This window comes from Lacipirellula sp. (assembly GCF_965279485.1).
Lineage (GTDB): Bacteria > Planctomycetota > Planctomycetia > Pirellulales > Lacipirellulaceae > Lacipirellula.
Genome location: NZ_CBDIIC010000002.1, coordinates 3,027,368 through 3,051,659, shown reverse-complemented (window position 1 = coordinate 3,051,659; position 24,292 = coordinate 3,027,368). Strand labels below are relative to the sequence as shown.

The 24,292-nt window shown below is 61.7% G+C and carries 18 protein-coding genes; 7 read left to right on the top strand and 11 right to left on the bottom strand.

Annotated features, from left to right (window positions below):
* The first annotated feature begins 16 nt into the window (after nucleotides 1-16).
* Nucleotides 17-1,210 (top strand): HD domain-containing phosphohydrolase, encoded by a 1,194-nt coding sequence (locus tag ACQY7R_RS19880; RefSeq protein WP_428307295.1) that lies wholly within the window; start codon nucleotides 17-19, stop codon nucleotides 1,208-1,210.
* Between the two features lie 154 nt (nucleotides 1,211-1,364).
* On the opposite strand, the gene ACQY7R_RS19875 is transcribed toward ACQY7R_RS19880, so the two are convergent.
* Nucleotides 1,365-3,032 carry a sigma-70 family RNA polymerase sigma factor gene (locus ACQY7R_RS19875; protein ID WP_428307294.1) on the bottom strand — a complete coding sequence of 556 codons (1,668 nt, stop codon included), beginning with the start codon at nucleotides 3,030-3,032 and terminating at the stop codon, nucleotides 1,365-1,367.
* A 631-nt stretch (nucleotides 3,033-3,663) separates the two neighbouring features.
* On the opposite strand from ACQY7R_RS19875, the gene ACQY7R_RS19870 reads away from it, so the two are divergent.
* From ACQY7R_RS19870 to ACQY7R_RS19860, 3 genes are read left to right on the top strand one after another with little or no spacing between them, the layout of a single operon-like run.
* The gene (locus tag ACQY7R_RS19870; RefSeq protein ID WP_428307293.1) at nucleotides 3,664-5,049 is read left to right on the top strand and encodes a hypothetical protein; all 1,386 of its coding nucleotides are present in this window, start codon (nucleotides 3,664-3,666) and stop codon (nucleotides 5,047-5,049) included.
* Between the two features lie 57 nt (nucleotides 5,050-5,106).
* Nucleotides 5,107-5,388: a ribbon-helix-helix domain-containing protein gene (locus ACQY7R_RS19865; RefSeq protein WP_428307292.1), complete on the top strand. Its 282-nt coding sequence runs from the start codon at nucleotides 5,107-5,109 to the stop codon at nucleotides 5,386-5,388.
* A complete protein-coding gene (locus ACQY7R_RS19860; RefSeq protein ID WP_428307291.1) occupies nucleotides 5,388-5,675 on the top strand; it encodes a type II toxin-antitoxin system RelE/ParE family toxin in 288 nt (95 codons plus the stop codon). Before ACQY7R_RS19865 ends, ACQY7R_RS19860 begins: the two co-directional genes overlap by 1 nt.
* 90 nt (nucleotides 5,676-5,765) lie before the next feature.
* Here the strand turns inward: ACQY7R_RS19860 and ACQY7R_RS19855 are convergent, their stop codons facing one another.
* The 3 genes from ACQY7R_RS19855 to glgC form a co-directional block, all read right to left on the bottom strand.
* On the bottom strand, nucleotides 5,766-6,827 hold the full coding sequence (locus ACQY7R_RS19855) for a substrate-binding domain-containing protein (RefSeq protein ID WP_428307290.1): 1,062 nt from the start codon (nucleotides 6,825-6,827) through the stop codon (nucleotides 5,766-5,768).
* 238 nt (nucleotides 6,828-7,065) lie between these two features.
* Nucleotides 7,066-7,935, bottom strand: a complete 870-nt coding sequence (locus ACQY7R_RS19850; protein WP_428307289.1) for a hypothetical protein — start codon at nucleotides 7,933-7,935, stop codon at nucleotides 7,066-7,068.
* Between the two features lie 21 nt (nucleotides 7,936-7,956).
* A complete protein-coding gene (gene glgC, locus ACQY7R_RS19845) occupies nucleotides 7,957-9,192 on the bottom strand; it encodes a glucose-1-phosphate adenylyltransferase (protein WP_428307288.1) in 1,236 nt (411 codons plus the stop codon).
* Between the two features lie 447 nt (nucleotides 9,193-9,639).
* Here glgC and ACQY7R_RS19840 point away from each other — a divergent pair, with 447 nt between their 5' ends.
* On the top strand, nucleotides 9,640-9,852 hold the full coding sequence (locus ACQY7R_RS19840) for a hypothetical protein (RefSeq protein ID WP_428307287.1): 213 nt from the start codon (nucleotides 9,640-9,642) through the stop codon (nucleotides 9,850-9,852).
* 83 nt (nucleotides 9,853-9,935) lie between these two features.
* On the opposite strand, the gene ACQY7R_RS19835 is transcribed toward ACQY7R_RS19840, so the two are convergent.
* A complete protein-coding gene (locus ACQY7R_RS19835; RefSeq protein ID WP_428307286.1) occupies nucleotides 9,936-11,045 on the bottom strand; it encodes a glycosyltransferase in 1,110 nt (369 codons plus the stop codon).
* Nucleotides 11,046-11,280: 235 nt separating this feature from the next.
* Between ACQY7R_RS19835 and ACQY7R_RS19830 the strand changes: the two genes are divergently transcribed.
* On the top strand, nucleotides 11,281-12,030 hold the full coding sequence (locus ACQY7R_RS19830; protein WP_428307285.1) for an alpha/beta hydrolase-fold protein: 750 nt from the start codon (nucleotides 11,281-11,283) through the stop codon (nucleotides 12,028-12,030).
* Nucleotides 12,031-12,143: 113 nt separating this feature from the next.
* Here ACQY7R_RS19830 and ACQY7R_RS19825 read toward each other — a convergent pair whose 3' ends face one another.
* The 5 genes from ACQY7R_RS19825 to carB all read right to left on the bottom strand — a co-directional run bounded on the left by ACQY7R_RS19825 (nucleotide 12,144) and on the right by carB (nucleotide 22,102).
* Nucleotides 12,144-15,206, bottom strand: a complete 3,063-nt coding sequence (locus tag ACQY7R_RS19825; RefSeq protein WP_428307284.1) for a hypothetical protein — start codon at nucleotides 15,204-15,206, stop codon at nucleotides 12,144-12,146.
* Nucleotides 15,207-15,239: 33 nt separating this feature from the next.
* Nucleotides 15,240-15,761, bottom strand: coding sequence for a KdsC family phosphatase (locus tag ACQY7R_RS19820; protein WP_428307283.1), 522 nt, complete (start codon nucleotides 15,759-15,761; stop codon nucleotides 15,240-15,242).
* Between the two features lie 107 nt (nucleotides 15,762-15,868).
* Nucleotides 15,869-17,023, bottom strand: a complete 1,155-nt coding sequence (locus ACQY7R_RS19815) for a KpsF/GutQ family sugar-phosphate isomerase (RefSeq protein WP_428307282.1) — start codon at nucleotides 17,021-17,023, stop codon at nucleotides 15,869-15,871.
* A gap of 939 nt (nucleotides 17,024-17,962) precedes the next feature.
* A complete protein-coding gene (locus tag ACQY7R_RS19810) occupies nucleotides 17,963-18,835 on the bottom strand; it encodes an HNH endonuclease (RefSeq protein WP_428307281.1) in 873 nt (290 codons plus the stop codon).
* A gap of 18 nt (nucleotides 18,836-18,853) precedes the next feature.
* Entirely contained in the window at nucleotides 18,854-22,102 is a 3,249-nt protein-coding gene (gene carB, locus ACQY7R_RS19805; RefSeq protein ID WP_428307280.1) for a carbamoyl-phosphate synthase large subunit, read from the bottom strand.
* A 307-nt stretch (nucleotides 22,103-22,409) separates the two neighbouring features.
* Here carB and ACQY7R_RS19800 point away from each other — a divergent pair, with 307 nt between their 5' ends.
* Entirely contained in the window at nucleotides 22,410-23,024 is a 615-nt protein-coding gene (locus tag ACQY7R_RS19800) for a hypothetical protein (protein WP_428307279.1), read from the top strand.
* A 24-nt stretch (nucleotides 23,025-23,048) separates the two neighbouring features.
* Here ACQY7R_RS19800 and ACQY7R_RS19795 read toward each other — a convergent pair whose 3' ends face one another.
* A complete protein-coding gene (locus ACQY7R_RS19795) occupies nucleotides 23,049-23,792 on the bottom strand; it encodes a hypothetical protein (protein WP_428307278.1) in 744 nt (247 codons plus the stop codon).
* Nucleotides 23,793-24,292 lie beyond the last annotated feature (500 nt).

Here is a 24,292-nt window from a genome sequence, read left to right as displayed (position 1 = left end):
GATCGCTGACACTGACATGAGCCAGCTGACCGCCATCGCCGAACGACTCGCGCCGACTGTCGCCTTGCGCCAGCCGCCCAGCGCCGTCGCCGACGCCACGCTTGTCAGAGAGTGCAAGCTGATGGTCGTCGATGACGAGCCGACGAACGTGAAGATCGTGCGGCGGCTCTTGGAACTCGAAGGATTCTCGCAGTTCGTCACGACTACCGACGGGCGGAAGGCGATGACGCTGATCCGCGACGAAAAGCCGGACTGCGTGCTGCTCGATCTGATGATGCCGTTCGTGACGGGACTCGACGTCCTCGATGAGATGCGGCACGATCCGGCGACGGCTCACATCCCGGCGATCATTCTCACGGCGGTGACCGATCACAAAGTCCGGTGCGAAGCGCTCAAACGCGGCGCGACCGACTTCCTCAACAAACCGGTTGATCCAGCCGAGCTCGCGCCGCGCGTGGTGAACGTGCTGGCGGCGAAGGCTTACCAGGATCAGCTCGTGCAGTACAACCACAGCCTCGAAGCCGCTGTGCGCGAGCGGACGCGGTTGCTGGAGCAGGCCTATCGTGAGATTGGCCTCGTGCTCGCTCGGGCGGCCGAGTATCGCGACAACGATACCGGTCTGCACGTCGTTCGCGTCGGACGCTACGCGCGGATCATCGGCGAGGAACTCGGCATCGTTGGCGACGACGCTGACTTGCTCGAACGAGCCGCTCAGCTGCACGACGTTGGCAAGATTGGCATCCCAGATTCGATCTTGCTGAAGCCGGGACGGCTGACGGACGAAGAGTTCGAGTTGATGAAGCGCCACTGTGCGTTCGGCGATCGGATTTTGCAGCCATACTCGGGCGACGAACCGCAACTGGAGATTGGCGAAAAGCCGCAGGGTCTATCCAACGGCGGGGCGACGCCGCTGCTGGTGCTGGCCCACCGCATCGCGATGAGCCATCACGAACATTGGGACGGCAGCGGCTATCCCGTTGGCCTTGCGGGTGAAGCGATTCCGCTCGAGGGCCGCATTACTGCGGTGGCCGACGTGTTCGATGCTCTCAGTTCAAAGCGTTGCTACAAGGATTCGTTCCCTGTCGATGAGTGCTTCGACACGATGGCCGAGAAGCGGGGAACTCAGTTCGATCCGCGAGTCATGGACGCGTTCCTGCGGCGGCGGGACGAGGTGGCGGATGTGCTGATGCGGTATGCGGATGAAGGGTGAAGCGGCGACGCTACAGTTTAAGCGGCGATCGCATCGGAAGTTGACGCGAGGCAGAACAAAAAGGCCGCCGCGAGGTCTTGCGACTCCGCGACGGCCTGGGGGGCATCGGGTTGTTCGACCGCGACCGGCGGTCGCGGCTTTGTGGGCGTCGAGCTTACAGGTCGATCGAGATCTTTTCTTCCTGGGCGGCCAGACGCAGCTTCGTCAAGGCACGGGCTTCGATCTGCCGGATCCGTTCCTTGGTCACACCCATCTCGGCGCCGACCTCTTTCAAGGTCAGCGGCTCGCGGTTGTGATCGAGGCCGAACCGGCCGATGATGATCTGCTGCTCCCGTTCGTCGAGCTTCTGCAGGATCCGCTGGATCTTCTCCAGGCGGTCCGATTGCGCCCGCTCGTCGACCATTGGGTTGCCGCGTTCCTCTTGAGTGGCGGCAAACAGCTCGTCGTAGCTCGTGCGGAACCGGTCGCGTTGGCGGTATTCTCCCGGAATCGTGCGGGCAAAGTTCTTCATGATCGCCCAGCTGGCGTACGTGCTGAACTTGTTGCCGCGCGAATAGTCGAACTTCTCGATCGCCCGCAGCAGCGAGACGTTGCCGTCGCTGACGAGTTCGAAGAAGTTCTGGTCGGGCGTGACGTGCCGCTTGGCGATCGACACGACCAACCGGAGATTTGCCTTCGCGATTTGGTTCTTCAGTCCTACGGCCTGTTCGTTCAGGTCTTCAATCTCGTCCATCAGCGGGGCCTTCGGCTGCTCGACGTCGAGCTCCTTCCGAAGGCGGGCCGCCTTGAACTTGAGATAGTTGTACTTCCGGAACAGGTGTTGTTCTTGCTCGCGGGTGAGCAACGGCATCTCGTACAGGCTGGCCAGGTAAGGGGGCAGCCCGGTCGGACGACGCGGCTTCCGCGAGGGTTCGTCGGTTTGAGGCATCGGGCCAAGGATCGCGTTGTCGGCGCCTTTGCGAGCGAACCGGGCGTTGTCGATGAAATCGAGCGGCAACTCAACGATCCGCTGAGCGCGAACCTCGTTGATCACCCGATAGATCGTCGTCTTCGTCCGGTTGTAGTCGCTGCAAAGCTTATCAACGGACGCTCCGCGGCTGTAGGCCTCGTAAACGTTTTGCTTTTGCGGTTCGGTGAGCGGGCCGCCCAGGACGGGGAACACCGCCAGTTCGGGGTTTTCCGCGTCGTGTTGGCGGATCGCGGTACGAATCGTCTCGACGCTGCGACCGCTCCGCTCGGCGAGCCGCCGGGCGATTTCCGCCTGGCCGATGCCGTTCGAAGCCATCTCGCGGGCTTGATCGATAAATTCGTGCCGTTGCTCGTCGGTCAGTTGGCTGAACTTAGCGCCGCGTTCGACGCGTTCGGCGTTGTTCCGCACGAAGCGGTCGACGCTCGAACGGAGGAAGCCGACGCGCTTGCGGCCATCGAACACCAGCCGACGGCTCACGAGGCCAAGTTCACGCCACCGCGAGATCGTCTTCGTCGAGACATTGAACTGGCGGGCCAGTTCTTCGACGGTGAAGACTTGCTCGCCCATGCCGTCGGCCGGCAATTCGGCGACATCGGAGAGGTCTTCGACCAGCAGACGGAGGTCGTGCACCAAGTCGCGGCCGGCGATTTTGCGGCTCGCTTCGGCGGGAGTTTCCTCGACGCCGGCAAAGTGCTCGAACACCTGGGTCGGTTGATAGGTTTGGCCGAGGTCGACAGTCGCCATCAGGCGTTCGGCGGCCTCAATGCGTTGAAGGAGTTGCTCACGCGTCGCCGCTTGCCGCTGGCGATCACGGATCTCACGAACGAGCGGGCTTTTGTAGTCGATATGCATGGTACACCTTCTTCTCTGACAGTCCTCAAACAGCGGGCACGTGGTGTTCCTTGCGATTCCTTCGCCCACGGCAGTAACGGCATCTATTAGCTCTGATGTCTCCTGTACGAAAATCGTGCCCACTTGTTTGCGGCGGGAAGAGCGAATTGGCGAATAGTTGCCAGCGGCTCGCCCGAGGTGGCGCATCGCACCGCTTGAGGTCGCTAGCTTGACCCTATTCCGATGGCTGCTAGCGACTTCAAGGGCTACTGGTTGTACGAAGAAAGACCGATTTGGGTCGATAGAAAGTTCGCGATTTCCAGGGCGATAGATTTCGCCCAGAGTGAAAAGTTTGTCGTAAGTGACTACTGAAAGATAACTTACGATGTCCGGTCCGGCGGGAATAATGGGCGGAATTCCGCAAAAACCCTCGGTTTCCCGTGATGGGCGGTGTCGACGAAATCGGCCCCTACCGCGGAGGGCCCGGCGATCTTTGTCCAACGCAGCAGCCTAATCGCGGCGAATTTCCAGCCGATCTTGGGCGATTGGTCGCCGACCGCTATGATCCGACCGCGCTCGCCGGACTTCGCGGCCTCTTGGTCGCCATCGATTCGCACTGTCTGGCGTCCAATCAAGAGCCGGGATTCAAAAAATGTCGCGTATCCTCGTTGCCGTCGTTTCTTTATTCGCCGCAACTTTGCCAGTTTTGCAATGCTGGGCCGCGCCCGGCGAGGCCTACGACCTATCAACTGGCGTGAAGGCGGGCGACGTGATCCACGTCGACGCCAAGATGGAAGTCGGCGGCGACCTGTTCGCGAAGGACGCCGAAGGGAATGAAGCCAAACTAGCCACTAGCGTCGTCGCGGACATGAGCTACGACGAGCGGCTGATTAATTGGTCGTCTTACGCCGAGAAGCCGGCTCGCTCGCTGCGGAACTACTTCACAGCGAAGGCGACGCTGAAGACCGACGAATTGGGCGCCGACCGCCAGCTGGCGAAGGATGATCGCGTGATCGTCGTCGACGTCGCCGCCGACGGATCGTCCGCCCTCAACGGATTGGAACAAACGCTGACCCGCCACGAGTTCGATCTCGTCAACGTCATCGGCAATTCGTTGCTTATCGAACGGCTGCTGCCCGGGCGAGCGCTGAAGGAATCGGAAGGCTGGGACCACGACGCGCAAACCATCGGCGGCTTGGTCGGGATGGACAACGTCGCCGTCTGCGAGGTCCGCAGCGTCGTCACCGGCATGGAGAACCGTCAGGTGCAAATCCGCCTCGCCGGCGTCATCCACGGCACTGTCGACGGGGCCGCCAGCGAGATGGACCTCCGCGGCGCGTACTTGTTCCATCTCGACGAGCGCCGGATTACCAAGTTCAACATGGCGATCAAGGAAGTCCGTAAGGCGGGCGAAGTGTCGCCAGGCCTCGACGTCGTCGCCAAGCTGTCGCTGGTGATGACGCCCCTCTCGAAGACCAATCAAGCGGACGCCTTCGACACGGCCCAGATCGACGCCGCCAAAGCGAAGGCTCCGGCGGACCTTCGTCGTCTGCGACTCGAGTCGGCCGACCGAGGCTACCGGTTCATGCACGATAAGGCGTGGTTCCTCACCGCCGAGCAGCGCGAAGCGCTCTCGCTGCGGTTGATGGTCGCGGGCGAATTACTTGGCCACTGCAACATTACGACGCTGCCGGTGCGTCCGGCCGACAAGCCAATGACGCTGCAGCATTTTGAAGAGAACGTCGTGAAGTCGCTAGGCGACAAGCTCGGCGAGGTGAAGGCCGCTACCGAGTGGGCAAACGCCTCGGGGCATCAGTGCCTCGGGATTGTCGCCGTCGGTACGGTCGACGAGGTGCCGATGCAGTGGCGGTATTACTTCATCGCCGATGCTGGCAAGCGACCGACGACGGTCGCCGTCACGGTGGAGCAGTCGGCGGAAGAACGGTTCGCGGACGCCGATCGGGCGATCATCGACACGCTGGTGTTGCTCGACGCCTCGACCAGTACGGCGGCGAAGCCGGGGGCGGAGAAGAAGTAGTCGGCGGCAGTCGCTGTAGCCACGAAAGCGTGACTTGTCCCGCCGTAGGAAGTAGAATTGGGTAGCGTTCTAGCCAATGCCAATCGCGTCTACTCGCGGGAAATTCTCGTGATTCAACTCACGCCCAGCCAGCAAGATTTCGTTAATACGCAGGTCGCGACCGGCGCCTTTCGCAATCCGAGCGAGGTACTTCAAGCGGCGCTAGAATTGCTCGATAGCCGCCAGCAGGAGTACGCGCAACTTTCCGAAGCCATTGCCCAAGTGCAGCGCGGAGACGTCGCAGAGTTAGATGTTGAAGATCTGAAGCAACGCGGTCGCCTTCGCTTGGAATCAAAGTGATGGGGCGCGTGCTCCGCACCTCAGAGGCGGCAGCCGATCTTGATTCAATCTGGGGCTATATCGCCCAGCGGAATGTTTTGGCGGCCGATCAATTGATCGACAAACTCTACGCGAGATTTCTGCTGCTGGCTGACTACCCTGAGAGTGGCGAGCGGCAGCCGCTGCTCGCAGATGGTTCTTATCGTCGGATCGTCGAAGGCAACTACATCGTTTACTATTGCCCGGACGAAGCAGGCGTGATCATTTTGCGTGTCTTGCATGGGGCTCGTGACGAGACGCCGTCGTGACCGAACGCAACGATGTCTATCGGAATGGATGCCGACCCGCGGGCGAAGCCCGGGGCAACAAATCGCGTCGCACATATTGAGAGCAGCGATCTAGCCGCCGGCCTCTTTCGCTTCCTTGTCCTTCCCGTTCTTTAGCCGCTCATCGAGCTGCTTCTGGAAGGCGTCGACATTGTCCTTCCGCACCGCTTGGACGCCGATGTTGTAGGTGCTGTGCGTGCCTGAGAGGGGCCGTAGTCCCTCTTCGCCGCGGCAGATCGTGGCGATGCGGCGGATCGATTCGTAGCCGTAGCGGAACGGATCTTGAACGACGGTCGCATAGACTTCGCCGCCGCGGATGCCGTCGAGCGTGTCGCTTGCTTCGTCGAAGCCAACGACTTTCACCTGATCGAGCAGATTTTTCTCTTTGAGTACGTCGAGCAAGATCCCGGCGTGTTGCGCGTTCATGCCGACGAAGCAAACGAGATTCGGATGGTCGTCGAGGAGCTTCGCCGCTAGTTCGCGGCAACGGTCGTTGTCGCTGTCGTCGGTGAGGAACTCGACGATTTCGTACGTCGGTTGCTTTTCTTCCGACTCTTCCGAGTCCCCATCGTTAGTCGGCTTGGCGAGTCCGCTCTCGAAACCTTCGCGACGCTCCTTCATGTTGTCCTTGGTAAAGTTGACCGCGACGCAGGCGACTTCTCCGCCCGAGGGCGCCGCCTCGCGGACGAGTTGGGCGACTAATTTTCCCGCGGCCAAATTGCTGGCGCCGACGTAGGTGTCGCGAGCGCTGAGCGGTGCGTCGGAATCGTACGTGATCACCAGCGCATGCTCGCACATGCGGTTGATGAGCGGCGATTGAGTTTCGGGATCGAGGGGGCTGACTGCCACGCCGTCGACGTCTTCAAGATTGAGTTGCGAGAGAATATCGGTCTGTTCTTCGGCGTTCTCTTCATCTTCAGGCGCTTTGAAGATGACGTCGACGTCGAGGTCTTTCGACGCTTTCTTGGCGCCTTGCTCGACAAGCTGCCAGAACGGACCGGAGCCGCCGGTAACCAAGACGATCGATTTCATCGGCTTCGGCGTCGGCTGCTGGTAGACGTTGGCTCGATATCCAAAGACGATGGCGACGGCGATCAAGCCTGCGAGCAACAACCCGCTACGTCCGGCGGTCATGGTTTACTTCTCCGCGATGAGCGAACATCGGCGGTTGCGAAAAATACGCGCGGCCGACGTTCATAGTGATGACTGGCGTTGCAAGATTTGCAACCGGCGATCAGGCCGCCGCTTCTAGTATCTCATCTATTCGGCGGAGAATAAAGCGATTCGGCATCGCGGCGGGGCAGCAACTTCGGAATAGGCGTTATGCTTGCAATGGCAGGGGAAAGCTCGGGCGATCTGATCGCTTGAAGCGTTACGCAAGCGGCAAGTTGAAATTCGCTTTGGTCATGGTGTCGTGAAGTTCAAGCAGCGACGCCAGCGCCGGATCGACCCGTGGCGGGCCAGAGACGTCGATTAGCTTGCATGAGGCTGCAGTCGCTGAAGCCTGCTCGTACGCCTCAATCCACTGGCGAAAGCCATCTTCATCCCCGTCAGCAAAGAACGGAAAGCGTTTTGGCGGCGCCGCCACTCCTATTCGCCAGGGTTTCGGGCTGAGTCTCGCACGAAAGCAGCTCTGTGTTTGGCAAAGCATTTGATAGAGCGGATCGCTGCCAAGTTCTCGAAGAATCTTGCGAGACTCTTCGGACTCAGCGCTCAGCATGCGGTCGACAATGACTAGCCTCAGCCCGGCGGCAGTTTCGTAGAGGCGGGTTGAATACTGGCGATTGGCCAAACGCCATAGCTGGACTCGCTCTCTTGCCGCCGTTTCTTCAGGCGTGGGGAGAGCGGGTTGGCCGCGAAACTTACACCACAAGACCCGCCAGAAGGAGGGGCTGGGGAAGTCGACGTCGACGAACATCAGATCGCGGCAATTCAGCACGAGACTACCGTACTTGTTGCGGCTGATTAGCGCGACGGTTTCGCCCGCTTCGTCGCGAAACTCTTCAATCAGCTGCTCACGAGGCGGCCGATCGAGAAGGTACTGATACTCGTGTTGACGCGGCGGTGTATTGTCGTCGTCGCTGACAATCCAATGCACCACGCTCGCCGCGGTCGCTTTCGCGCGGGCTTGAGCTTCCTCGAGGCTGTCCGACGACCAACCCCAGGCCGACGTTTCCACTTCGACGCCGTGGGAATTCAAGCCGACGGCCTTCTCGGTGGCCCAAAATCTGGCAACCTGCATGGAGTCTCCGTGAGCGGCGTCCTACCGTGAGAACAGCGCCTCCGACCCGTCGATCGTCGGAATCACGACGATGCCCTTCTCGGTCACCTCGAACCCGCGGCGGCGATCGGCTTCCAGATCGACGCCGACCTGCGCGCCATCCGGGATGAAGACGTTCTTGTCGATGATCGCGCGACGGATGATCGCCCCTTTGCCGATGTGGACGCCCGAGAACAGAATCGACTCAGTCACCTCGGCCCGCTCTTCGACGCGGCTCTTTGGGCCGATGATCGAGCGGGTGACATGCCCGCCGGCGATGATCGTTCCCGCGGCGACGATGCTGTCGTGGGCTTCGCCGCGCCGGCCTGAGTTCTCGTCGAACACGAACTTGGGCGGCGGCAGGTTCGGCTGGTCGGTCCGCACCGGCCAGTGGTAGTCGTACATGTTGAGCAGCGGATCGACTGCCGTCAGCTCGATGTTCGCCTCGTAGTAGGCGTCGAGCGTCCCCACGTCCTTCCAGTAGGCGTCTTGCTTGCTGTTCTCGTCTTGGAACGGGAACGCCATCACTTTGTGGGTGTTGATGATCGACGGAATGATGTTCCGGCCGAAATCGTGGGCGCTTTCCGGCAGCGTCGCATCCTGGCAGAGTTGGTCGAACAGGAACGGCGCGTTGAAGACGTAGATGCCCATCGACGCCAAGCAGTGGTCGGGGTCGCCGGGAATCGTCTTGGGGTTCGGCACTTTCTCTTCGAACCCGATAATCCGCCGACTCGCGTCGATTTCCATCACGCCGAACTCGCGGGCTTCCTTCGGCGTCACGCGGAGGGCGCCGATCGTGAGGTCGGCGCCGTTTTCGATGTGGTAGGCGACCATCTTGCTGTAGTCCATCTTGTAGATGTGGTCGCCAGCAAGGATCACCACGTACTTCGGCCGCTCTTGTTCGAGCGTGTAGATGTTCTGGTAGACCGCGTCGGCGGTGCCCTGGTACCACTGCTCGTCGATCCGCTGTTGCGGCGGGACGACGTCGATGAATTCGCCGAGCTCGCGGCAGAGGAGGTGCCGCCAGCCGTTGGTGACGTGGCGGGCAAGGCTCATCGCCTTGTACTGGGTGAGCACCAGGATCTTGCGAATGCCGCTGTTGAGGCAATTCGACAACGTGAAGTCGATGATCCGGTAGATGCCGCCGAACGGAACCGCGGGCTTGGCCCGATCGCGGGTGAGCGGCTCGAGCCGCGATCCTTTGCCACCCGCCAGAACGACCGCCAGAACGTCTTTCATCTCGTGCATCCTCCGTGGTGCTCGGCCGATTGGCCGTGGCTGATGATTCTAGAGGGTTTAGGCAGCGGACGTAATATGTGCGGGCAGTGGCGAGGGAGGAGTCCGGAGCCTTTTGCCACTGGCGAGTCTCCAAACCGGGAACGGTTTCCAGTGGCAAAAGGCTCCCGACCCCATGCAGGCCGCCACGGCAATCTTCGCCCATTTTTCGCTCGGCCTACACACAATCTCCATGGTCGCCGGTTAAAACGATCTCACCACCTGACTGCTGGGGCCGGGTCGCCGCTGCTGGATACCCACCGCCTGCTTCGCCACTGCGAGCTGCCTGGCCCCGGCGGTTTCTTGCGAACTTTTCATGTAGTCCGGTCACTCTGAGCCCTTCATCCCGTCAGCGTTAACGTCGCTCAGGATGACGCGTCCCATTGATGTACTCACCAGTAGCGAGGGGGTATGAGCCGCCTGGAACGACCGCAGTACCTGCCGAGCCGTCGGCAGATTGTCGAAGAGTGTGCCGAGATTCGCCGCCTTTGGACCGCGTCGGAGCATCGCCGGCGAGCGGTCGGTCACGGCGTACCGGTGACGAGCGACGTGTGGATGCCGCCGCAGATTCTCACGTCGCAGTGTTTGGCGCGGGTGCGGAAGATCGTGGCTGATGCGATCTAGCCCCGGGCTCTGCCCGGGGGTGGCGCACCATGCCGGTGGTACGTCGCCTCTACTTCATACCGCCCCCCGGGCGAAGCCCGGGGCTAAGGGATCAATCGCTCATACAGTCGATCGAAGGCGTTGAGCGTGGCGTCGAGCGACCACTTCGCGGCAACATGCTCCGCCGCCGCTTGCCCCATCCGCTCCGCTCGCGTGGGATTCGCGATCAAGTCATTTGTGGGGCGCACCGCTTCGGCGCGGTCGTTCAGTTTCACCAGCACGCCCGTTCGATCGTTGACAATCGTCGCGCGGTGGGCGGGAACATCGCTCGCGACGGCCGGCACCCCAGCAGCGCCTGCTTCGAGCAAGGCAAGCGGCGTCGTTACGGAAGCGTTGAGTTGCCAGAAGACGTCGACTCCCGGCAACAGCTGCCGCCAATCGTCGCGGTAGCCGAGGAAGCGGACGCAGCCTGGCTCGCTGGTCTGTTCGGCGAATCGCTCAAGTCGCGCGCGGTCTGGGCCATCGCCGACGACTAATAGGCGAGCCGTGGGGTAAATCACCCGTACGAGTTCGAAGGCCCAGATCGCTTCGTCAACTTGCCGATGGCGGCGCAGCGGTCCTGAGACGGCGATCAGTTTGGATTCGTCGCCGAGACCGAGTTCCTTGAGCAGCATCCGTCGTCCGTGCGGGCGCTCGCCGGCGCCGCCGCGCGGCACGCCCGGGGCGATCACATGAATGCGTTGCGGCGCGATGCCAAGTTTTGTCAGCCGCTCGCGAGCCGACTCTTCCGGCACCGTAAACGCCGTGACGCGCGACTCGATCGATCGTAGGACGCGAATGGCCCACGGCGTCGCCTCGCCAGTTGCCAACAGCGAGCCGATGAGGATGCTGCCGGGCCGCCGTCGCCCCGAGAGCGCGGCTTGGGCCAGTGTGCGCACATCCCAGGCATGCGTCACGTCGGCGGCCAGCTTTCGACGCAATCGCGCGAGCCGGCCGATCGCAATAACGTCGATCGGCCAGCGGCTGCCGAGTTTCTGCACGGCGACGCCTTGATCGCGGAGCGCGTGAGCCGGCAGCTTGTCGGCGGTGAGCGCCCCGACGACCACCCGTTCGCCGGCGGCCGACTGGCTCGCCGCCAACGAGCGCAGCATCGCGGTTCCGCCATAACCGTTGAGGCGGCTCGTGAGATGCAGGATCGTGCGGGGCTGCTTCATCGGCAGAAGTTTTGTAACCCCGGGGCCCGCCCGGGGGTCGGCATGAAGTAGGGGCGACGCACCATTGGAATGGTGCGCGACCCCCGGGCGGAGCCCGGGGCTAGATGCGTCGGTGCGGTGGCGTGGGAGGGCGAATGGCGAAGCAAGGCCCGCCATTGTAGGCCCGCGACCGCAGACTGGCGACCAGTTAAGATGATTCGGCGACGACTAGCCGCGAGAAACCGCCGATAGCTGCATGACTAATTTGTCAGAATTCTGGTCCGACGTTTCGATCGCAGGGCATCGCTGCCGCGCGTTCGAGCCAAGCGTTCCGTCGCTGCACGGGTACGCGGTGCTCTATCTGCACGATGCGGATGAAATTGACGTCGCTGCGAATCACGCACTCAGCAGCTTGCTGGAGAAGCATGGCCTCCGCTGCTTGGCGCCGCTAACTGGCCGCAGCTGGTGGACCGACCGCGTGTGGCCGCTGTTCGATGCAGAGCAATCGACGGAGCGATTCGTGCTGGAGCCTGTCCTCAACTGGCTGCGCGAGCAGTGGGACGTGCGGCCGCCGCTGGTTGCATTGCTCGGCGTCGGCATGGGAGGGCAGGGGGCCCTGAAGCTGAGCTACAAACATCCCAACGTCTTTCCGATTTGCGCCGCAATTGCTCCGACGATCGACTACCACTACGCGCTCGAAGCGGGCGACCAGACGTTGAACGCGCTCTACCGCGATGCCGAGCAGGCGCGGCAAGATACGGCGACGCTCCATATTCATCCGCTTAACTGGCCGCGGCATCAATGGTTCTGCAGCGATACGGCCGACTATCTGAGCCACGACGGTGCGGATCGGCTGCGGATGAAGCTGTACTCGCTTGGCGTGCCATATGAGGCGGACTTGGAAGCGACTGCCGATGGCGATCAAGTGTGCTACGCCGAGCGAATGTTGGAGCCGGCGATGGCGTTTATTGTGGATCGCCTTGAACGTGAACGGCTGCGTGTTTAGCCCCGGGCTCCGCCCGGGGGTCGCGCACCATGCAAATGATACGTCGCTCCTACTTCACGCCGACCCCCGGGCAGAGCCCGGGGCTAGAATGCGGAAGGAAGCTGGCTCGTCGCTTACTTCGGCGCTGGGTTGATCGACGACGCATGGTGCAAGCCTTGCGCTTCGACGATCCCCGTGTTCTGGTTGAACGAAATCCGCTGCGCCGATTGCGGGGACTTGGGGGCGCCCGCGTACGCCTGTTGTTCGATGGTCGCCGGCCGGTTCTGATCGCCTTCGAGGATGAACAATCCCTTCGATTGGTCGAACGTCGCTTTGCCGCCGGTGGCGTTGTAAAGCTTGCCTTGCTTGTCCTGACCTTCGAGCACCACGTTGCCCAGTGCGTTCAGTTCGACTTGTCGCCCCGCATCGGCGGCGACTCGCGCCATCGGGCTCTCGGTGACGCCGAGTTCGTCGCAGGTAATCCAGACGGTGTCGGCGCCCGGATCGCCGCCGGGCGACATCGAGAGGCGTTGATCCCACGAATCGACGGGGCCATAAACCGCTTCAACGTTGCCGATCACCTTCACGGTCTTCGACGCCAGCATGTTGCCGCCGACGCCGCGGACGAAGTCGATGTGCAAGTGGCGGAGTTTCACTTCCTCGTTCATCAGTCGTGGCGCCGCCGGTGCTCCTGCTCCGCCGCCACCCATCAGCCCGCTGGCGCCCTTGGCGAGATGGATCGAATCGATCGTCCCGGGCCCGTTGCCGCGGATCTCGCCGGTGAGTTGGTTGACCTGCATCGCTTGCAGCTGCATCCGCTGGCGTGAGGTGATGCCCGTCACGTCGCGTTGGTCGAACTCGGCCAGCACGCCTTCCCAGCATTCGATCTGTTCGAGCTGTGGCCGTTGCCCGTTGTTGCCGCCGCCAAAGTCGATCGGCTGCACCGTCCGCACGACGAGTCGCCGCGTCGTCAGCCAGCCGGAGCTGTGCTGCACGCGGACGTCACCGAGGAAGGTCAGCTCGCTGCCGTTGAGCAGCATCGATTCTTGCCAGGTGATCAGCAGCGGTTCCGGCCGCGCGAGTTGATTCCCCTGCATGTCGCGATCGACCAACAATTGGACTTCGCCGGGCGTGTTGACTTGCGCTTGGCTGGAACCTCGCTGCACGGCGATAGCCGGGACGCGCAGTTTGGCGCCGTTGGCGGTGAGTTCCGCGATCTGTTGCGGGATGCCGTTCTGCCCGCCCCCGCCGCTGATTTCGATCTGCGCGTTCGGCGTGTCGGCGGCGGTGACTTTAAGGTGCTCGGCGTCGATTTGCATCGGCTGTTCGCCGGGCGCTACGGGCGACGTTTCTTTGAACAACACGTTGCCGTCGACGTTGACGCCGCGGAGCGCCGCGGTCTTGCCTTGCATCGCGACGTCGAGTTCGAGCGTCACGCCTTGGATGTCATACGACTTGCCGTTCGCGGCGCCGCTCGGGTTGAAGAGGGCGATTGGATTGCTCGCCGGCGGCGCAACTGGCGTCGGCATCGTTGGGCCGCCGGTGCTGACTGGCGTCGCCGCGATCTGACCTGGCGCCGGCGACATCGGGCCGGCGCCGGCGTTGCCATGATCGATGCGAACTTTCAGCGAATTGACTTTGCCCGTGAGTTGCGACGATTCGATCGCGACGTTGTTCGACGCTTTGATCAACTCGGGAACGACCGAGCCTGCCAAGGATCCGCCGGCGCCGTTCGCGGTAGGCGGGCCGGTTTCGACTTCGCGGAGGAACAGTTCCAAGCGATCGGCCCACATCGTGCCGACGCCGGCGAGGCCGACGCGCGGGCGGCCGTCGAGAATCAGCACCAGCCGGCCGTCGCTTCGCTCCGTGTTGAGGGCATCGGTCCAATGGACGTCGAGAACGCGGTACGGCTGCAGTGGATCGAGAATCGCTTTGATCCAGCCGGCGCCGCCGCGGGCGGCAATCGAGCCAATCTTCTGTCCCGAATCTTTCGCCGGGAGCGTGTAGCGCACCATCGGCGCGTGGATCTCGGCCCCTTGGTGCGCTAGCCGAACTTCGTTACCCCCTTCGAGCGTGATCCGCCGCGGGCCGAGTTCGATCGAGAGCTTCTCGCCTTCGGCGGCAGCGTCATGCGACTGGGCCGACAGCGTCACCGGCGAGCCGATCGCCGTGATCGTGGCAGGCTCAAAGCCCATGGACGGCGTTCCCGAGTTTTCCGTAGGCGCCACGCCATCGCCTTCGGCGTTCCACTTCGAAGTCTTCGTGAAGAAGAGCTGTAGTTCGTTGGCGTTCAGTTGGTCGAGCTTGCCGTCGGGGTGCGTTTGGCGAACGCGGACCTGATCGTTGAAGCTCGCCACTTCGGCGATGAAGTTAAGCCGAAACGGCCCGGCGCTCTGGATGTGAATCGGCGGGGCGGGCGCTCCAGGTTGAGCGGCGGGCTTGTCGAAGAGCGATTGCTGGCCGAGTTGAGCCGTCATCGTGACGTCGTGTTTGACGATGAGCTCTTCGAGCTTGCCGTAGATTCCGCCCAATCCTGCGCTGCCGCTGCCCCCTTCGGCTTTAGAGAATCGAATTTCGAGCTCGCGCCCAAAGCCGTTGTGCGGCCCCATTCGCATGTTCACGGGGCTGCGCGTGTAGATGCCGTCTTCGTTGATGACGAGGTTGTCGGTGTTGATCAGCAGGTCGTCGGCCGGCCCGGGCTCGCGCATGTCGCTACGAATGTCGACCTTGCCGTTGAGGACGCCGTGCTGAATGGGGCCGAAGCCGAAGTCTCCCTTCTGGGCTTCAAGCTGCAGGCTGGCGCCGAGTTCCGACTCCATGATGATGGCGTCGCGCGGCGGACTGTCGGACTTGGCGTGCGCGGTGGGGAAGAAGATGACGGCGCACTGCGGCACTTCGAGCTTGCCGTCAGGGGTTTCGGTGTAATCGCTGAAAATAATTAGCGCTTGGCCGTTTTCGAGCGCTCGCGGCGGTTTCGCGAAGCACCAGTGCTCGGGTGGGAAGTAGGCGGTCAGCAGATCGCGATAGCGGTGGAGCGCCTCGGCAGGCGTCATCATCTCATCGACCGCGGGAGTGGCCGTCGCTTGCGCGACGCGCCACGCGGGTTCGATGAATGGCGCCACCGCCAGCACATACCCCTGGTAGAGCACCGCCGTCACGGCGAACGCAATCGCAGCATGCGTGAGGCGAGTGATCATAAAACAAAATGCCCGCGACCACCGGTCGCGGCTTTATGCCATGTATTTTTGAATCACGGCTTCCCAACGATCCGTATTCTTCAAAATCAATTCCACGACTTCACGAACGGCGCCTTTGCCGCCGGGGACGCTCGTCACGTAATCGGCGGCGCCGCGAACCTCTTCCGGTGCGTCGCCCACGGCGATGCCGAGGCCGGCGTAGCGGATTGCCGGCACGTCGGGCAGGTCGTCGCCAACGTAGGCAATCTCTTCGGGTTTCACTCCGAGCGACGCGGCGATCTCCTGCACTTCAGGCAGTTTGTCTTTCACGCCTTGCCGCACGACGTCGAATTCCAGCTCCGCGGCACGCAACTTGACGATCTGCGAACTCCGCCCGGTGACGATGCCCGACTTTCCGCCCGCGTGCTGCCACAACCGAATCGCCAGCCCGTCGCGAATGTTAAAACACTTCGTCTCGACTCCGGCGTTGTCGAGAATCACGCCGCCGTCCGTCAACACGCCGTCGACGTCGGTGAGCAGCAGGCGAATGGCGGCGCAGCGTTGGGCGAGCTTCATGAATGCAAATGGGGAATGGGGAATGCTGAATGGGGGAACTGCCGACTCAGGAGCAGAGCATCGTCAATGACAATCCCCATTCCCCATTCAGCATTCCCCACTTTCTCTCAGTCCGTTTCCGGCAACTCGGCGAAAGGCCAACAGAATTCCTGCTCGTCTTCTTCACCGGCGAACAGGCGGACGACCGGGGCTTCCCAGTCTCCCTCTTCGTAGCCTTCGATCTGCATCACGCCTTGCTGGCTGCGTTCGGGCAACATCCCGACCACGTCGGTCACGTCGATCATTCCAAGGGGCCTCCCAAGTTGGTCGACCACGGGAAGTTCGCTGAACTTCCGTGCGGTCAAAATTTCGATGGCCGCCGTCATTCGCTCGCCTGAGCAAACGGTGGTCGGCGCGTTGATCATCACCTCGCTGATCGGCCGATCGAGCGCGGCGTCGCTGCGCCGTTCGATCAACCGGGCGAGATCGCTGTCGGTAAACAATCCCGACAGCCGGCCGTCGGCGTCGAGCAGCATGATGGCGCCGCTGCGACGACCCGGCCGGGTACTAGTGACGAGAACTTCGCGGATCGATTGGTTCGCGCGGGCGACCCGGCATTCGGCAATCGGCCGCATATGGTCGTCGACGCCGCTCAGTTTCAGCCCGAGCGAACCGCCTGGGTGGAAACGGGCAAAATCTTCGGCGCGGAACCCGCGTTGCCGGCTGACGGCCAAGGCCAATGCATCACCGAGGGCGAGCATCGCCGTCGTGCTGGTGCTGGGGGCCAGGCCGAGCGAACAGGCTTCCTGCAGTTTGCCGAGCGGTAGCACCACCGCGGCGGCGCGGCCGAGGCTGCTCGTATGATTCGCAGTGACGGCGATGATCTTCACGCCGAATTGTTTGAACGCCGGCAGCAGCTGGACGACTTCGCTCGACTCGCCACTTTGCGACAGGGCGAGCACGACGTCGTCGTTGTGAACACGGCCGAGGTCGCCGTGGAACGCTTCGGCCGGATGCAGAAAGTGAGCCCGCGCGCCAGTCGAGGCGAACGTGGCGGTGAGCTTCTGGCCGATCATGCCGGCCTTGCCGATGCCGGTGACGATCACCGCGCCGCGGCAGTTGTGAATTAGTGCGACGGCGTCGAGGAAGCTGCCGTCGAGTTGCTCGGCAAGCCCTTCGAGCGCGCGGGCTTCGGCGCGGATCACTTCGCGGCCGTAGGCGAGGGCCTCGGCGTCGCGCGTCGCATCAATCGGCCGCATCCGTGCGGCGGCATCCCTCATCATCGAACCGTCTTCCTTGACGTGCGTAGAATGGTCTGCGGCAGGGCAGGATTGTAGCGAAGAGGCCCTGCGGCGAGTAGGCGAGTGTGGGAGAAGAGCGGTCAGCTCTCAGCGATCAGCAGTCAGCCAGAAAACAGGAAGGGCTACGCCACTGAGAGTCGCCGACCCAGTGACTCAATCAGTGACGGCCCAGGCAGAGTTGGTTTAACCCAAGTCTGCTTTCCTTCTGGCTGAAAGCTGATCGCTGACAGCTTCCTCGCTAGCCGCTTTCCAGCGGCGCATAAAAAAGCTCCCAGAAAAGCTCACGTCCCAGGGGGGCAAAGGACGCGGAAACCTTTCCGGGAGCGATTGGACGCAATCACGCTTGCGCGCCTGGGCGGACGTTTTCGAGATGTGTCGGGCTCGAAGACGCCGGGGAGTGATTCGAAGCGGGGCGAAGCTTCCGTGCTGCGCGGCGCCGCTGCGAGGGTCGAAGTCAGCGAAACCGTCGTCTCGCCGCTGGTATCGACCCGTTCACGTGTTCCTTGTGTGTATGATGGTGACTATCGACTTCCTGTCGGACGACCGTCGGCGAAGAGTAGGAAGATTTGAAGTTTCCTGAAAGGGCAAAACTTTCGCGGCTTCCATGCCTCTTGAGTTGTTGCTCGCGGTCGTATGTCCGTCGTGTGTGGGGGGAGAATAGGGCCATGCCGAGAACCGGTCAACAGCACTTTGAACGAGTTCTGAAAAAGTTTTTCGACGCGCTCCGCCGCGCGATCATCGGGCCCAAACCAGTGCCCGTTCCGGTGCGTCGTTAGCATCAAATGCAAGCCGCAGCGTGTGGCGTGAGCGCGGTTTGCAAGACGGAAAATGTTGTGCGGCGCTCGGTGCGTTTGCTAGCAGCGAGCCTCTTCACCGCAATGATCTGTGCCGCGATCTAAGGCTGCGTGCAGCTAGAAAAATTTAGCCGTCGTGTTCACCGGGAATCGTTTGAAACGCGATTCGAAATGAGAATTGTCTTTTGCCTTCGTTCAAGGCTTCTAGTTCTTCATGCAACGCATCGACGTGATTATTTGCTAGCGGCAAATAAACCAAGTGCCAACTCGGGAAATCCCTTCCCGTGCGAACGATCACTGCAAAGCAATCGTTCTGCGTGACTGTTCGTCCTTGGATGATCATTATTTCATCGTCCCAAGGTGGGGCAGTATGCGAAGGGCGTATCTTGCCGACGATTGTTTCAAGGCTTGGTCCACCAGATGATCTGCCCAGAATTCGCTCGCTAATTGGCGCAATGGCCGGATGCACCGCGTACTCGTAGCCTTGCTGCCGAAATACTGCGAGGTAGGCTGATTTCAAGAGAGCAAGCCAAACCCGCTCTAGCGAGTAACCAAGTTCAAGCACGACGGTGAACTCGTCTTTGACTCCTGAGGTAAGCAGATCCGTTGATTTCTCAACATGCTCAGGGTTCGATGCTCTCCCGATTATTTCGAGACTCACTCCGGTTTCTTCTGTCCGCTTGTAGACGGCCGTGACGGTGCTGTCCCCGATTGTGACCTTGCACGGAATCGGACTCCCTGAATGCAATCGTTGAGCGTGATGCCACCGCTGCAGATGACTGTCGATGCGAGAGCCAGTGAGGGAATTACAGGATTTGCAAGTGAGCGTCTTCAGCCGCCCATCGACTGATTCGGGAATTATGTGCTCGACCGTCGCCTCGTTTTCACTGATGGGCTTTAAGCAAAGCGGGCAGGGAACGCATTCACTTCCTTGAGTCTCGGGAAATACTTCGTCGGCATTTCGACGCAGCGAGGCAAAAATAGTCTTCTTTGAGGGCATAGGCTCCCAACTACTTCGCTACTTCCCAAACCGGTCCTGCAGCGATTCGACCTGCATCGTCTCCACCCGCAACGCTTCCATCGCGCGGACTGCCGCAGTCGCCGCTTCGATCGTGGTGAGACACGGCACGCCCGCTTGCACAGCGGCGGCGCGGATCTTGCCTTCATCGGTGCGAGCGCCTTTGCCGCGCGGGGTGTTCATCACCAGCGCCACTTCGCCGTCGCTGAGGAAGTCGAGCAGATTGGGATGCCCCTCGCTAATCTTCTTCACGCGCCGCGAAGGCACGTCGGCTGCTTCGAGCATCTTCGCGGTGCCGTCGGTGGCGAGGATCTTGTAGCCGATGTCGTGCAGACGCTTGGCTAGGTCGACCACGGCCGGCTTCCCCTTCTCGGCGACGCTGACGAAGACGTTGCCTTGGTGCGGCAGCACGGTGCCCGCGGCGAGTTGGCTCTTGGCGAACGCCATCGAGAATCGCTCGCTGATCCCCATCACTTCGCCGGTCGAACGCATTTCGGGGCCGAGCACGATGTCGACGCCGGCGAATTTGATGAACGGGAAGACGCTTTCCTTCACCGAGACATGATGCGGCACCGGGTCCTTCGTTTCGCCTTGTTCCTTAAGGCTGACGCCGGCCATTACCTTGGCGGCGATCTTCGCCGCCGGCATGCCGGTCGCCTTTGCCACGAACGGCACCGTGCGGCTCGCCCGCGGGTTCACTTCGATGACGTAAACGATCGGCTTCGAATCTTCCCACTTCACGGCGAACTGGACGTTCATCAGGCCGACGACCTTGAGGTCGCGCGCGAGCGCTTCGGCGGCGTCGCGAATTTCCTTCACCACCGGGCCCGGCAGGCTGTAGGGCGGAATCGCGCAGGCCGAGTCGCCCGAGTGGACGCCCGCTTCTTCGATATGCTCCATGATGCCGGGGACAATCACATCGACGCCATCGCTGATCGCGTCGACGTCGACTTCGGTCGCCCCTTCGAGGAAGCTGTCGATCAGCACCGGCTGACCCTGAGCGACGACGAATGCCGCAACGACGTACTTTTCCAGCTGCGATTGGTCGTAGCAGATTTCCATCGCACGACCGCCGAGCACGAAGCTCGGCCGTACGAGGACCGGGTAGCCAATCTTCTCGGCAATCGCCCGCGCCTCGCCCATGTTGCGGGCGATGCCGTTGGCTGGCTGCTTCAGGCCGAGTCGTTCGATCATCGCCGAGAACTTCTCGCGGTCTTCGGCCGCTTCGATCGCATCGACGCTGGTGCCGATGATCGGCGCGCCCGCGTCCTTCAGGGCGCGTGCGAGGTTGAGCGGCGTCTGCCCGCCGAACTGGACGATGATCCCGTCAGGCTGCACGCGATCGCAGATGTTCAGGACGTCTTCGACGGTGAGCGGTTCGAAGAAGAGGAGGTCGCTCGTATCGTAGTCGGTGCTGACGGTTTCTGGGTTCGAGTTGACCATGATCGACTCGATGCCCATCTCCCGCAGCGCGAAGCTCGCGTGGCAGCAGCAGTAGTCGAACTCGATCCCCTGACCGATGCGGTTCGGCCCGCCGCCGAGGATCATGATCCGCTTCGTGCCGGGCTTCTTCTCCGGCACTTCGTCTTCGGTTTCGTAGGTGGAGTAGTAGTACGGCGTGTAGGCTTCGAACTCGGCGGCGCAGGTGTCGACGCTCTTATAAACGGCGCGAATGCCAAGCTCCAGCCGCCGCTTGCGAATCTCCATTTCGGACCGCTTGAAAATGACCGCGAGCTGCCGGTCGGAGAATCCGAACCGCTTCGCCGTCCGCAGCACATCAAAGGGAAGCGTCTCCCACTCGCCGCTCGCGCGCAGCGTTTCTTCGGTTTCGACAATCTCCAGCAGATTGTCGAGGAACCACGGGTCGATGCCGCTCAGTTCGTAGATCTGCTTGACGGTCATGCCCATCTTGAAGGCGTAGCGAATGTGCCACACCCGCTGCGGGCACGGACGCGCGAGCTTCGCGCGAATCTCCGCTTCGTCAGGCTGCTCGTCGGTGCCCCACAGGTCGCTGCCGTCGCAGCCAAAGCCGAAGCTGCCGACTTCGAGGCCGCGGAGCGCCTTCTGGAACGACTCTTTGAACGTGCTGCCGATCGCCATCGTCTCGCCGACGCTCTTCATTTGCGTCATCAGCGTGTCGTCGGCTTCGGGGAACTTTTCGAAGGCAAACCGCGGGGCCTTCGTGACGACGTAGTCGATCGTCGGCTCGAAGCAGGCCTTCGTCTCGCGGGTGATATCGTTTGGCAACTCGTGCAGGCGGTAGCCGACGGCAAGCTTCGCGGCGATCTTCGCAATCGGGAAGCCGGTCGCCTTCGACGCCAGGGCGCTCGAACGGCTCACGCGCGGGTTCATCTCGATGACGATCATCCGGCCATCTTTCGGATTGATCGCGAACTGAATGTTCGAGCCGCCCGTTTCGACGCCGATCTCCCGGATCACCGCCAGCGAGGCGTCGCGCATCCGCTGGTATTCTTTGTCCGACAGCGTCTGGGCCGGCGCGACGGTGATCGAGTCGCCCGTGTGGACGCCCATCGGGTCGAAGTTTTCGATCGAGCAGATGATCACGACGTTGTCGTCGACGTCGCGCATCACCTCCATCTCGTACTCTTTCCAGCCAATGATCGACTCTTCGATCAGCACCTGGGTGGTGGGAGACATGTCGAGGCCGCGGAGGACGAGGTCGTCGAACTCGTGCCGGTTGTAGGCAATCGCCGAGCCGCTGCCGCCCATCGTGAAGCTCGGCCGCACTACTGCCGGCAGGCCGATTTGCTCGACCAACGCCCGCGCTTGCTCGATCGTGGTGACGGTCTCGCCGCGGCAAGTGCCGAGGCCGATCTTCGCCATCGCCGCCTTGAACCGCTCGCGGCTCTCGGCCTTGTCGATGACGTCGGCGTTGGCGCCGATCATTTCGACGCCGTGCTTCTTCAGGACGCCATGCTTGTCGAGGTCCATCGCCAGGTTGAGCGCCGTCTGGCCGCCGAGGGTCGGCAATAGCGCGTCGGGGCGCTCCTTCTCGATCACCTTCTCGACGATTTCCCAGGTGAGGGGCTCGATGTAGGTGCGGTCGGCCGTCGACGGATCAGTCATGATCGTCGCCGGGTTCGAGTTGATGAGGATGACCTCGTACCCCTCCTCACGCAGCGCCTTGCAGGCCTGGGTGCCGGAGTAATCGAATTCGCACGCTTGGCCGATGACGATGGGTCCGGAGCCAATGAGCAGGATGCGTTTGATGTCGTCTCGTCGGGGCACGGCGGGATATCTTCCGTCTGAAGGTGAGGGCGGCGAATCGTCTCGTCAGCAGGCGCCGCAGCGAACCAAGCGAGCCGAGGGGTTCATCCCCGCGGGACTTCCCTCGACGCACTCTAACTTGCTCCGCCTGCCTCGCATTTAGCGAGTAAAATCGCTCCATCGTAGCCCACCGAATCGGCCTCCCACAAGGGCCCGCCGTCCGCGGGCAATCTCGTCGCTTGGCGAAAACGCCGAGAAAACGCGAGCAAAATTGCCAGCGAAGCCGCTCCTCAGTATCTTCTCGCGTGGGGGGAGGAAAGGCCGATGGATGTCCTCCTATTGCTACGTCGTCTTCCCGCCGGGGAAGCAGCCGACGGTTGACGAAGTTCGCGAGTTCCAGCAGTTCGCCGGAGCGCTGGCCGGGCAGTATGCCTGGGGCGCCGCCCGCAACGACGGGCGACTCACCCTGGCGATCGACGCCGCCTCTTATCAACATGTGCGGCGAATCGACGCCGGCTTCACCAAGTTGATCGACCGCTGGGAGCGGCATGGCTGCGAATCGGTTGATCACCTCCCGTTTGTGAAGAACAATGCCGCGCTGAAGCCGGCGCCCTCGCACGCTTGGTATGCCCACGACGGCCGCGAGTCGGTGCACACGCGCCGGCAGGCTGACCAAGTCGCTGGCAAGGAACTGGCTGCCAAGGAAGCGGTCGCCCGATCGCTGCTGGCGGTGGAGCGAACGCTTGCCCAATACGCGCTGCTGCAACGGATAGCTGTGGCTGTGCCGTACCTCCTGATTGCGCTGGCCGCGGCGCTAACCGTCGGGACTGGTTTCTATGTGCGGGAGCGGTTGTTGAGTTCGGGGCGGGAGAGTCGGCAGGAGGTGATTGAGCGGGAAGCAGGTGGGGAGGGGGAGAGTGGCGCGGTGATGCGAAGTCGCTGAACGGTCATAACATGCAACAAGAGGCTAGGGCTGACTGTCTGACGTGGATGCGCTCGCCACGGCGGATTCTTGCAGCGATCGATAGGCTTTAAGAAATTTAACGACCGTTTTGTCGTGCGTGTCGCATGTAGCACGCCCTCTGACTGCCGAAGCAAGTGCGCCTATGAGTAGCGCGACGAACAAAAGCAACCTACGACACCAGCCCTCAATTGCCGGCGACAAAGAAGGCAGTAGGGTAATCGCCGCACTGGTTGCAAGCACAACGGCGATGCCATAGTGCATCAAGAACTCTGCTCTGATCTTCTGGCACATCTCACCTACCGCTGGATGTCGAAGCCGGAGTTCGTCGTAGCCTCCATCCGATTTCTGGTCTGGGTTTTCATCAGGCTTCTTGCTTGACTTTCCGTCGGAGTCTTTCGGTTTCTTGCGTTCTATGTCGCAAAAATAACTGAGCGCTTCTCTGCGGATAAAGAAATTCATTACGCAGATGCTCTCCATCAATCGTTGTAGGGTTTTAACGGCAGGAGACATCATCTGGCCAGCTAGGTAAGATGCGAACCCGAACGCGAGGAGAGCTGGAACGAGACGCGATTCAGTTGAGCCGACGCCTGCGATCACGGTGTTGAAGAGCGATAGCCATGTCGAGCCAGTGAGCAGCAAGCCCGCAAGGATTGCCAGGGCTCCCGGGACGATTCTCGCAATGACGTCGAAGAATAACTGAGGAATAATTTTCGCGTGTTCCAGCTTTGGCTCGATTGGCGATCCCATTGCGGTCGATCTCGCTGACGTTCACGGGGGACATCACGACGCACCGTCCATTTGCTGCCTTCATCAGCATGGTGGAAATAGAATATATCAGATTTTAGATGTCTGCTGCGGCGCGTTTTTGCCAAGGACAGTCGCGGCGATATGCAGTTCCAGGTGACGAAGTCATGAGAGGTTGGCTGCGGTCTACTTACCTCTTGTGGCTGCGCCGCCCAGGTAGCCGAGTACGTCAACCTGGACTACCCGTTTAGTTCGTGTTGTGTGATGTCGTGTCGTATCCGTCGCTTGCGTCGTGAGTGCGATTTTAGGCGACACGACATTGGTTGTTCTAAGTTGTTTGGCGGTCGGGTTTTAGGTCTCTCGTGTCGCCTTTCGGCGCGATTTAGACGCGACATTTGGTGGTAAGTTGGGCGGTTCTGTCAGTTGTTAGTTGTGATGTGGCGGGCTGCGATTAACTTGCCTCTTGCGGCTGCGCCGCCCTGGTAGGCGAGTACGCCAACCAG